Source organism: Enterococcus sp. BWR-S5 (assembly GCF_016745255.1).
GTDB lineage: Bacteria > Bacillota > Bacilli > Lactobacillales > Enterococcaceae > Enterococcus_L.
In genome coordinates, this window is record NZ_JADOEQ010000001.1 from 509682 (window position 1) to 518840 (window position 9159).

At 40.7% G+C, this 9159-nt stretch carries 9 protein-coding genes and 1 other RNA gene; 7 read left to right on the forward strand and 3 right to left on the reverse strand.

The window, feature by feature from the left end; genetic code table 11:
* Positions 1-11: 11 nt before the first annotated feature.
* From IW510_RS02620 to IW510_RS02630, 3 genes are all read right to left on the reverse strand, one after another.
* A complete protein-coding gene (locus tag IW510_RS02620) occupies positions 12-281 on the reverse strand; it encodes a hypothetical protein (RefSeq protein ID WP_202056534.1) in 270 nt (89 codons plus the stop codon).
* Between the two features lie 81 nt (positions 282-362).
* Positions 363-554: non-coding RNA, 6S RNA (gene ssrS, locus IW510_RS02625), on the reverse strand.
* Between the two features lie 56 nt (positions 555-610).
* Complete coding sequence (locus IW510_RS02630; protein ID WP_202056535.1) at positions 611-1888, reverse strand: replication-associated recombination protein A; 1278 nt, start codon at positions 1886-1888, stop codon at positions 611-613.
* 450 nt (positions 1889-2338) lie between these two features.
* On the opposite strand from IW510_RS02630, the gene IW510_RS02635 reads away from it, so the two are divergent.
* From IW510_RS02635 to dtd, 7 genes are all read left to right on the forward strand, one after another.
* Entirely contained in the window at positions 2339-2971 is a 633-nt protein-coding gene (locus IW510_RS02635) for a DNA-3-methyladenine glycosylase (protein ID WP_202056536.1), read from the forward strand.
* A gap of 3 nt (positions 2972-2974) precedes the next feature.
* Positions 2975-3463, forward strand: a complete 489-nt coding sequence (locus tag IW510_RS02640) for a DUF3013 family protein (RefSeq protein ID WP_202056537.1) — start codon at positions 2975-2977, stop codon at positions 3461-3463.
* Between the two features lie 16 nt (positions 3464-3479).
* Positions 3480-4427 carry a 50S ribosomal protein L11 methyltransferase gene (gene prmA / locus IW510_RS02645; protein ID WP_202056539.1) on the forward strand — a complete coding sequence of 316 codons (948 nt, stop codon included), beginning with the start codon at positions 3480-3482 and terminating at the stop codon, positions 4425-4427.
* A 1-nt stretch (position 4428) separates the two neighbouring features.
* Positions 4429-5181, forward strand: a complete 753-nt coding sequence (locus IW510_RS02650; protein ID WP_202056541.1) for a 16S rRNA (uracil(1498)-N(3))-methyltransferase — start codon at positions 4429-4431, stop codon at positions 5179-5181.
* Positions 5182-5190: 9 nt separating this feature from the next.
* The gene (locus IW510_RS02655) at positions 5191-5826 is read left to right on the forward strand and encodes a deoxyribose-phosphate aldolase (RefSeq protein ID WP_202056542.1); all 636 of its coding nucleotides are present in this window, start codon (positions 5191-5193) and stop codon (positions 5824-5826) included.
* Positions 5827-6344: 518 nt separating this feature from the next.
* Positions 6345-8558 carry a RelA/SpoT family protein gene (locus tag IW510_RS02660; protein ID WP_202056544.1) on the forward strand — a complete coding sequence of 738 codons (2214 nt, stop codon included), beginning with the start codon at positions 6345-6347 and terminating at the stop codon, positions 8556-8558.
* Positions 8559-8569: 11 nt separating this feature from the next.
* The gene (gene dtd / locus IW510_RS02665) at positions 8570-9016 is read left to right on the forward strand and encodes a D-aminoacyl-tRNA deacylase (RefSeq protein WP_202056545.1); all 447 of its coding nucleotides are present in this window, start codon (positions 8570-8572) and stop codon (positions 9014-9016) included.
* Positions 9017-9159: the final 143 nt, after the last annotated feature.

Here is a 9159-nt window from a genome sequence, read left to right on the forward strand (position 1 = left end):
GGGAAAAACAATTAGATTTTTTTTGCGAAAGTTAGTCCAAACACCGTTGAAAGGACTAATAATAACAAAATGTAAATAAAAGAAAGATAGAACTGACCTAAAATAGCGATCGGAATTCCAATAATACCAAGGATTAGAAAACTACGACTATAGCGATTAAAAAAATCAGCCGGAATCTCTTTGCTGAACCCCTTCATCAGCTGTGGGAATTTTCTTTTAATGTATAGTCCAACAAAAATCGCCAGTAAAGCAGCGATAAAAATTAATAATTGAATAACCATAATCAACCTCCAAAAGAATAATAAAAAGGACGTGACATTAATCGTCTGATAAATGTCACGTCCCTAACTATTTCAAAAAAAGGATAATCCGTCGATGCCGTTATTTGTCCTATAGTATTGATCCCGCACTTAGCAGGTGGGTTCCACGATCTACAACTTCGAGCTACCAAAAGAAAAGGCTTGCTACCTGTCTAGATACTAGTCGGATCCCGAGATATCAATAAAATGTTCGGTCAACACACAAAAAAGACAACACGCACATCACAGATTAACCATCTTTATAATAGCACAGCTTTTTGTAATCGGCAATGAGATTGCCTTTATAAAAACTAGGAATTTTTCTTCAAGTTTTCCAGCTTATTGTATTGATGATGCAGCGCTTGCTCATACTTCCCAGTATCAATTGGTTCATAGTAATGGGCATGCTTCAGCTTATCAGGAAGATATTGCTGGTTCACCCAAGCGTTCTCAAAATCATGAGGGTACTGATAGCCAATCCCGCGCCCTAAATCCTTTGCCCCTGAATAATGGCTGTCTCTTAAGTGATCAGGAACCTCACCGGCATTCCCAGCTTCAATATCTGCGATGGCACGGCTTAATGCAGAATTTGCTGAATTAGATTTGGGGGAGAGGCAAAGCTCTACCACCGTCATCGAGAGAGGCATGATAGCTTCGGGAAATCCTAGTTTTTCAGCCGCCTGTACCGCGGTGACTGCTCGGGCAGCTGCAGCAGGGTTGCCTAAGCCGATATCTTCATATGCAACGACCATCAGCCGCCGACAAATGATAGGTAAATCACCAGCTACGACTAGTCTGCCGAGATAGTGAAGAGCGGCATCGACATCACTGCCTCGAATCGATTTCTGAAAGGCAGAGATAACATCATAGTGAGCATCACCATTTTTATCATGAGTCAGTGCTTTTCTTTGTACGCATTCTTCAATAATTGTAAGGGTGAGGACAATTTGTCCCTCTTGATTTTCTTTCGTTGAGCGGACAGCCAGCTCCAGCCCATTCAATGCGCTTCTTAAATCCCCATTTGTTGCTCTGGAAAGGTGCTGCAAGGCTTCAGGCTCAAGTATGACAGGATATTCTCCCAGTCCTCGTTCTTTATCTGTCAGTGCTACGTCAATCGCTGCTTGGATATCCGTCTCACTCAAAGGCTTTACTTCAAAAATTTGTGTTCGACTGCGAATCGCCGGATTGATTGTGATATAGGGATTTTCAGTCGTAGCACCAATCATGATGATTCTCCCGCTTTCCAGATGCGGAAGAAGAAAATCTTGTTTGGTTTTATCTAAACGATGGACCTCATCCAATAAAAGAATGACTGTACCGCTCATTTTGGCCTCTTCAGCAACAATCTGTAAATCTTTTTTTGTATCTGTTGCGGCGTTCAACATACGGAAGGCATAGTTGGTAGAACCTGCGATAGCACTGGCAATACTTGTTTTTCCGGTGCCGGGAGGTCCATATAAAATCATCGAGGACAGCATACGGGCTTCGACCATTCGGCGAATAATCTTTCCTTCGCCAACCAAATGAGTTTGACCAACGACTTCGTCTATGTTTCTAGGGCGCATTCGATAAGCAAGTGGCTTTTGCATAGATAAACTTCCTTTCCAGGGCATAATTAATTATTTCAACTATTCGTCTATGAATAAGTAGTAAGTCGGTATTTACTATGTATACTGACTGATAAATGTGGCATATTTTTCTGCTGTTTCTTTGAGCTAAGAAAGCACCGACTGATAGTAAGAGAAACCTAAGGAGTAGGCAGTTTCCTAAAATATATATTTTTTAAATCAAAGCGTACGAACAGTTCATGTCATTTGTAAAAGAGTTGTATGTAAATTCCTTTCTTTAGTATAACATGATTTTGTAAAAGAACATATATTCGTATCTGTAAATATGATACAATGTAAAAGAAAAATTAGTGATTCGTCAGACAATTGTCTGTCATGAAGTATCATGCTGTAAATGATTTATTCTTTGATAGCTATGCTGTTTTCATGGCTTATTTGCTGCGGATTGTGTATGATAGAGAGTGGTATAAAATGAATAAACTGATGGAATATTTCAATAATCATAAGACAGAAGATATTGCCCGATATTTGTTGGGGATGTATTTAGAGCATCAGACTGAAGCAGGCATACTCGCGGGTTATATTGTTGATGCGGAGGCTTATTTAGGACCTGACGATGAGGCTGCTCACAGCTTTGGCATGCGGGATACACCACGTTTGCGTGCAATGTATGATGTTCCGGGAACAATTTACCTTTATACGATGCACACGCATTTAATTTTGAACATGGTGACAGGGGACAAAGGACATCCGCAAGGGGTAATGATTCGCGGCATTCAACCTGCAGAGGGACTTGAGGAGATGAGTCGAAGACGAGGCGGCAAAGAGGGACCTGATTTATCTAATGGACCTGGGAAGCTTGTTGCAGCGCTGGGGATTGAAAGAGAGCTGTATGGTCAATCGATTTTTAACAGTTCGTTACACCTGGTACCGGAAAAGCGAAAGTACCCGAAAAAAATTCTTGCATTACCGCGGATTGGCATTCCTAATAAAGGAATCTGGACGGATAAGCCATTGCGATATGCGGTAGCAGGAAATCCATATATATCGTTACAGAAAAAAAGTGAGATTGATAAGAAAACATTCGGTTGGAAGGAAGTATAAACGATGAAAAAAGAAACAATGCTGGATTATCTTGATAAAGAGCTGAATGAAAAAATCAGAGATTTTGATACGGCGATTGATTGGGATACACGAAATCATACAATAGAAGTCGTTGTGCGACTATTTGCAGAAAATAAAGACGGTGAGACAATTGATGATGCTCAGGGTGTGCTATCAGAAGAAGAAGTCATAGAATTTGAAGATGGCGTAATTTTTTATAATGAGCAAAAAACTAAGCAAAAGCCGGATTCACAAGATTATTTGGCTGTTATTCCCTTCGATGGGAAAAAAGGAATACAACAATCAACAATTGATGGATTTTTAGTTTATTTGAATGAGGTGTTGATTGACGGTCAAGATGACCTTTTGGAATTTTTGACAAATCCGGAAAAAGAAAGCTTTGAGCTTGTTTGGGATATGGAACAATTCAATAAAGCGGTGGAGCAGGCAGAAAAAGAGACTAATAGCTATCTGCCTTATCCGAGCTACTAAAAAGGATGGTATAAGAATGAAGTGGACTGAGGTAAAAGTTGAAACGGCAAGTGAAGCAGTAGAAGCAATCTCCAACATCATGATGGAGGCCGGTGCCAGTGGTGTAGCAATTGAAGATGCATTGGATGTAGAGAATTTTGAGAGTGATTTGTATGGTGAAATTCTTGATAGAGAGCAATTCACCCACATCAAAGAAGGTGCGTTGGTCATGGCCTATTTTCCTGAAACGACTTTTCTACCCGAAATTCTTCCGTTCATTAAAGAAAACATTGCTCGTCTGCCGGAGTTTGGTTTGATGATTGGAAAGAATGAACTGACAGTCAGTGAGGTTGCTGAAAGTGATTGGGCAACTGCATGGAAAAAGTATTACCATCCTGTACGAGTGACGAGATATTTAACGATTGTACCTAGCTGGGAAAAGTACGAAACAGCAGATGATAAAGAAAGTATCATTACACTAGATCCTGGGATGGCGTTTGGAACAGGCACACATCCGACCACACGTCTGACACTTCAAGCGATGGAGACCGTGTTAAGAGGCGGAGAGACATTACTTGATGTTGGGACAGGCTCAGGTGTACTAAGTATTGCCGGGAAGTATCTTGGAGCAAAATCAGTCCATGCCTTTGATTTAGACGAAGTTGCGGTGACTGCTGCGAAAGAAAATATGGCGATGAATCCTGTTGCGGCTGATGTGAAAGTAGCAGCAAATAATTTGTTAACAGGAATCGATATTGAAGCCGATGTCATTGTTGCCAACATTTTAGCCGACATCATTTTGTTGATGATTGAAGATGCTTATCGTTTATTGAAAGAGAATGGAACGTTGATTGTCTCTGGAATTATCCATGAGAAAAAAGAAATGGTTCTTGCGAAAATGACAGAAGCTGGATTTCTTATCGATCAGGTCTTTCAGCAAGGGGACTGGTACGCAATTATTCTAAAAAAATCAGAGGAAGAGTAAGATGCAACGCTATTTTATAAATGAATCATATGAGAATCAATCAGAATTTTCTATTACAGGTGAGAATTATCATCACATTGTTCGAGTGATGCGCATGAAGCCGGAGGATCAGTTATTTTTGGCTTTTACAAACAAGGTAGTGATTCAAGGGGAAATTACAGCTGTTACTGAAGAAAAGGTGCTTGTTCGTGAACTATCTAAAGAAGAGTCCGATAAAGAGCTGCCAATCCATGTGACGATTGCCTGTGGCCTGCCTAAAGGAGATAAGCTTGAGTGGATTGTTCAAAAAGGAACGGAACTTGGCGGACATCGCTTTATCGGTTTTCCCGCTAAAAATTCAATTGTGAAATGGGACCACAAGAAACGTGGAAACAAGGCCAAACGTCTAGGGAAAATTGCTCAGGAAGCGGCAGAACAGTCTCACCGTCAGCTGATGCCTGAGGTGCTTTTGTTGGAAAAGGAACAAGAGCTGATAGACAGTTTTTCTAACTATGACAAGGTTCTCATTGCGTATGAAGAATCAGCAAAGCAGGGAGAACGCAGTGTGCTTGCCGACAGCTTATCAAAAATGAAGCATGGAGAAAGTCTTCTGATTCTGTTTGGACCGGAAGGCGGCTTTTCGCCTGATGAAATAGAAGCATTCAATGAACAAGGAGGAGTCAGCTGTGGTCTTGGACCGCGTATTTTACGTGCAGAGACGGCACCACTCTACGCTTTGAGTGCAATTAGCTATCAATTGGAAATGTTGTTATAGGGGGTTGTTATGGGGATAGATTTGAATCGAATATCTGTGATGCTGTTAGATTCAACCATGACAGATCAACAGCTGAAAGAAGAGATATTATTTATACGAAATTATAAGGTGAAAATGGTTATTGTGCTTCCCAACTATGTTGCCAGAGCGAAGCAATTGTTAGATGGAACTGCCATTCATGTAGGCAGTGTTGCAGACTATCCCTTGGGGGCAGGAACATTGGGAAAACAAGCTTTTGAAACCGGAGAGCTATACAAAAATGGTGCGACAGAGGTTCATATCGCCGCAACCTTGGAAAACTTGGCTGTGAGCAAACAGACCTACCAAATGCTTGCTCCTTTAGCTTTCGGTAAGGGAGCTCTAGGCTTCTTTATTGATATTGATGAGCTATCGGAAGAAGAACGTGGTAAAATCGCATTTCAAATGAGCAGAGTGAATGTCAAGGTTATTTCTTTGGGCTATGCACTTTCTGTAGAAAAGGCGTTATTCTATACGGGAATGTTCAGAGCAGTAAAAGAGAGGCCACTCCATATACAAGTCAATGTTGATTCTCCGACGCTATTGGAAATGGAGATTTTGCTGCAGGGCGGGGCAAACACTATAGGTGTAAATAACCCGAGAGAAATCCTGCCTCTGTTTGATTAATCAATGAAAATCAAGGAATTGAAAATCTGAGGATTTCAGGTATAATAAGAGTGTTGAAAGTGCTGCTGCTTCAAGTAGTACTTTTCTTTTTTATCAAAAAACAGTTTTTTAAAGATTGTTTATACATAAACTATTGATGGCTGGGTGAAGCTGAAAAAAACTATTCAATTAGAACAGATGAAAAAATCAGACAATTGCCTTTTATCAAGAATACTAGGGGATTGGACATCAGAGCATTAGAAAAATGGAGAAATTTGTCAGTAACCTGACAGATTTCCTCCACAGAACCAAAGGAGTACCATTCCCTCTTATGAAGGAACAACTAGAGGAATGTGATAACGGACCACAAGAAAGGAGAAATTTGTCAGTAACCTGACAGATTTCCTCCACAGAACCAAAGGAGTACCATTTCCTCTTTTATAGGAACAACTAGAGGAATGCGATAACGGACCACAAGAAAGGAGAAATCAGTCAGTTATCTGACCGATTTCCTCCACAGAAACAAAGGAGTGAGGATTTTGCCAAAGGAAGAGATTGTAACGGGACCTGAAGTCATTGGGATCGTATCGAAGTATATGTCAAAGGAGCATACTGCTTTTGTTGAGAAAGCATACAAATATGCAGAAGAAGCTCATGAAGGACAGATTAGAAAATCGGGTGAGCCGTACATTATTCATCCAATACAGGTAGCTGGAATTCTTGCTGAGCTGCACATGGACCCTCACACAGTAGCTACTGGTTTTCTACATGATGTTGTAGAAGATACAGATGTGACACTGGACGATTTGAAAAATGAGTTCGGCGAAGATGTCGCAATGCTAGTGGATGGTGTAACGAAACTTGGGAAAATCAAGTATAAATCTCACGAAGAACAGCTAGCTGAAAACCATCGGAAAATGTTATTGGCGATGGCTCAGGATTTGCGTGTCATCATGGTTAAGCTTGCTGACAGATTGCATAATATGCGCACGTTGAAACATTTACGTGATGATAAGCAACGACGAATTGCACAGGAAACTTTGGAAATCTATGCACCGCTTGCACATCGCTTAGGGATGAGTCGTATCAAGTGGGAGCTGGAGGATACAGCACTCAGATACATCAATCCAAAACAATATTATCGAATTGTACATTTGATGCAGACAAAGCGTGAAGAACGGGAAGAATACATCACAGAAGCAGTAGAGGATATTAAAAAAGCTACTGAGGATCTGGAAATATACGCGGAAATTTACGGCAGACCCAAACATATCTATTCTATCTATAGAAAAATGAAGGATCAGAAGAAGCAGTTTACAGAGATTTATGATTTACTCGCTATCCGAGTAATCGTAGATTCCATCAAGGACTGTTACGCTGTTCTTGGGGCGATTCATACCAAGTGGACACCAATGCCGGGTCGATTCAAAGACTATATTGCCATGCCAAAGGCAAATATGTATCAATCGATTCATACAACAGTTATCGGACCAAAAGGAAATCCTGTAGAAGTGCAAATCAGAACACATGAAATGCATCAAATTGCAGAGTTCGGAGTTGCGGCTCACTGGGCATACAAAGAGGGTAAAACCGATAAAGTTGAAGAAGATGAGGACAGCAGACAATTGAGCTGGTTCCATGAAATTTTGGAGCTTCAAGATGAAAGCTATGATGCCTCTGATTTTATGGAAAGTGTTAAAGGAGATATCTTTAGCGATAAAGTTTATGTATTTACGCCGACAGGGGATGTTACAGAGCTGCCAAAAGGCTCTGGCCCGTTGGATTTTGCCTATAGTGTGCATACGGAAATCGGTAATAAAACGACAGGTGCCAAAGTCAATGGTAAGATGGTACAGCTAGATTACACATTGAAGAATGGTGATATTATTGAAGTACTTACGTCGCCGAATTCCTTTGGACCAAGCCGTGACTGGCTAAAAATGGTGAAAACCAGCAAAGCCAGAAATAAAATCAAACGTTTCTTCAAGGTTCAGGATAGAGAAGTCAATATTATCAAAGGACATGATGCGATTAGTAAATTCTTAACAGAACATGGATTTGTGCCGAAAGAATTTCTGAGTAAGACAAAAATTGCAGAAGCCATTGAACGCTTCAATTACCAGACTGAGGATGATCTATATGCTGCTGTCGGCTATGGTGAAATCAGTGCACAGGTTGTTTCTAACCGTTTGACTGAAAAAGAACGAAAAGAACAAGAAAAGGAACGCCAAAAACAAGAAGCCGAAGAGCTGATGAACCAACCTGTTAAAAAAGAATCTGACAAAATGAAGGTTCGTCACGAAGGCGGTATTGTGATTCAAGGTATTGAGAATCTATTGATTCGCTTGAGTCGCTGCTGTAATCCGGTGCCTGGGGATAAAATCGTCGGCTACATCACGAAAGGGCGAGGTGTTTCTATTCACCGAGCGGATTGTCCAAATGTTCAGCATCAGGAAGAGTTAGCTGAACGGATGATTGAGGTTGAGTGGGAAGACACGAACAATATTCGTCAGGAATATGATGCAGACCTTGAGATTTATGGATACAATCGCAGTGGTTTACTTAATGATGTGTTGATGGCCGTTAGTACAATGACGAAAAATCTTGTGAGCGTAGAAGCGAAGCCAACAAAAGATAAGATGGCTGTGATTCATATCACTGTGAAGATTCAGAACTTGTCTCATTTGAAGACAATTGTTGATAAAATTAAGAATGTTCCGGACATCCATAGTGTCCGTCGAACAAATGGCTAGGGGGAAACAGCATGAAAGCAGTCATTCAGCGAGTTTCTCAAGCGCAGGTTGAAATTGACGGACAGCTGATTGGTAAAATTGGGACAGGCTTTATGATTTTACTTGGTATTCATACAGAGGATACAAGTGAGGATGTTGCATATCTTGTTCGAAAAATCAGCAAACTACGTGTATTTGAAGACGCAGAAGGAAAGATGAATCTGGATATTCAAGCAGCTGGCGGAGCTATATTGAGTATTTCTCAATTCACCTTATATGCAGACACGAAAAAAGGAAATCGTCCAAGCTTTGTAACCGCAGCAAGACCTGAACAGGCAATCCCTTTATACGAAGCATTCAATCAACAGCTTCGAGAAGTGGGAATAGCTGTTGAAACAGGTGAGTTTGGCGGAGATATGGACGTTACACTAACCAATGATGGTCCGGTAACGATTGTGATCGATACAAGAGAGAAATAGGTGACTGCCTTCTATTTACGGGTTCTACGTCAAATTGTGTTGGTAGGACAAAAAACTGAATAAAATGATAGAGCTTGGAACAAAAGAACAGAGAAACCTCTGATTTTGTTTCAAGTTCTTTTTTAGAGAAAAGGGAAACAGCG

Coding starts and splice junctions, on each gene's coding strand:
- IW510_RS02620 (WP_202056534.1), bottom strand. CDS start 281: ATGGTTATTCAATTATTAATTTTTATCGCTGCTTTACTGGCGATTTTT.
- IW510_RS02630 (WP_202056535.1), bottom strand. CDS start 1,888: ATGCAAAAGCCACTTGCTTATCGAATGCGCCCTAGAAACATAGACGAA.
- IW510_RS02635 (WP_202056536.1), top strand. CDS start 2,339: ATGAATAAACTGATGGAATATTTCAATAATCATAAGACAGAAGATATT.
- IW510_RS02640 (WP_202056537.1), top strand. CDS start 2,975: ATGAAAAAAGAAACAATGCTGGATTATCTTGATAAAGAGCTGAATGAA.
- prmA (WP_202056539.1), top strand. CDS start 3,480: ATGAAGTGGACTGAGGTAAAAGTTGAAACGGCAAGTGAAGCAGTAGAA.
- IW510_RS02650 (WP_202056541.1), top strand. CDS start 4,429: ATGCAACGCTATTTTATAAATGAATCATATGAGAATCAATCAGAATTT.
- IW510_RS02655 (WP_202056542.1), top strand. CDS start 5,191: ATGGGGATAGATTTGAATCGAATATCTGTGATGCTGTTAGATTCAACC.
- dtd (WP_202056545.1), top strand. CDS start 8,570: ATGAAAGCAGTCATTCAGCGAGTTTCTCAAGCGCAGGTTGAAATTGAC.